At 30.3% G+C, this 1,582-nt stretch carries 2 protein-coding genes; both read right to left on the reverse strand.

Features of this window, described 5'->3' with window-relative positions:
• Positions 1-39: 39 nt before the first annotated feature.
• Positions 40-984, reverse strand: a complete 945-nt coding sequence (locus AB9Q04_RS08050; RefSeq protein WP_410024822.1) for an IS3 family transposase — start codon at positions 982-984, stop codon at positions 40-42.
• Positions 897-1,436, reverse strand: coding sequence for a helix-turn-helix domain-containing protein (locus AB9Q04_RS08055; protein ID WP_410024821.1), 540 nt, complete (start codon positions 1,434-1,436; stop codon positions 897-899). The genes AB9Q04_RS08050 and AB9Q04_RS08055 overlap by 88 nt, the downstream gene beginning before the upstream one ends.
• Positions 1,437-1,582 lie beyond the last annotated feature (146 nt).

The following is a 1,582-nucleotide window of genomic DNA, read 5'->3' on the forward strand; positions in this document are numbered from 1 at the left end:
TGAGCTGAACCCGTAAACACGGAATAACTTAATAATATTTTAAGCGGAATGTAATCTGTAATCAATAGGTGACATTCCGTTTAATTTTGTCTTTATCCTGTCTTCGTTGTACCATTTGATATATGATTCTATTTCTTTTCTTAATTGTTTATAATTCTTAAACTCTACACCATAGTACATTTCTTGTTTGAGTATACCAAAGAAGTTCTCCATTGGTGAATTGTCTAAACAGTTCCCTTTTCTTGACATACTTTGTTTTATGTTTAGTTTCTTAAGCTTGTTAGACCATGAACTATGTTGATAATGAAACCCCTGGTCTGAGTGTATTACTAGTTCATTACTTTCTTCTATTCTTTTAGTTGCTTCTTCTAACATTGTATTTGTTAGTTTAATCGTTGGCTTATGACTTAGTGTATAGCTAATTATCTCACTGTTATATACATCAAGTATTGGTGATAGGTAAAGTCTTTGTTCATGTCCTTTGATTCTAAATTCTGTTACATCTGTTAACCATAGCTGGTTAGGTTTTTTAGCTTTAAAGTTACGGTTTACTATATTAGGAGCTACTTTACCTACTTGTCCCTTGTATGATGAGTATTTCCTTGATCTAGTTTTAAATTTAGTACATAAGAGTCCTTCTTGTCTCATTATTCTTAATACTCTTTTATGATTTACTCTTAAACCTTTGTTCCTTAGGACTTTACATACTCTTCTGTATCCATATCTACCTTTAGTTTCTTTAACAACTGATTTGATTTCTTCTCTGACTTTCTTATCTTTGTCTATTGGATTTTCTAATTTAATCTTCCATTCATAGTATGAGGATTTAGGAAGTTTAGCTACTTTTATCCATTCACTTGCTTTACTTTCAGGATATTCTTTAAGAAACTTAAGGATTATCTTTGTTTTTTCCTTGCTTCTGCTTCCTCTTCCAGTAGCAAGGCTTGAAACTTTTTTTCGAATAGTATTTGCATCTTTAAATATTTGTTTTCTTCTCTAAGTCTGATTAATTCTTCTCTTTCAGACTCTTCTATCGGTTTTTCATTCTTAGCTTTCTTATCTGATTTAGACATTTCTTTCTTAGGCCTTCCTATGTTATTTTCTAACCCAGACAAACCACGTTCTCGATATGCTCTTTCCCAGTTACATATTACTGATCCATTGCTGATATTAAAGTATTCTGCGGTTTCTCTGTATGAAGTATTATTGATTTGCCTATATTGTATTACAGATAACTTAAATTCACTAGTATATTTATTGATATTTTGCTTTTTAATTAAGTTATCAAAACCTCCTGACTTGTATTTGTTAACCCAATTTTTCATTGTTGAATTAGGGATCTTATATTTTTTGGCAATTAATTTTTGACCACCATACTCTCCTGATAAGTATTCTGATACTAGCTTAATTTTAAATTTTTTTGTATATTTTGGCATGAAAAAACCCCTCCATCCGTATTCCGGATTTTGGGGTGCAGCTCATAAGTGAGCCTTTTTATTTTGTCAAATTTTGTTTAATTTATTTACTATATCTTCAATTTCACTTAGTTTTTCCTTAGCATCTTCAGGATCATTATTTTCTA

This window comes from Anaerococcus groningensis (genome assembly GCF_046365465.1).
Classification (GTDB): Bacteria; Bacillota; Clostridia; order Tissierellales; family Peptoniphilaceae; genus Anaerococcus; species Anaerococcus groningensis.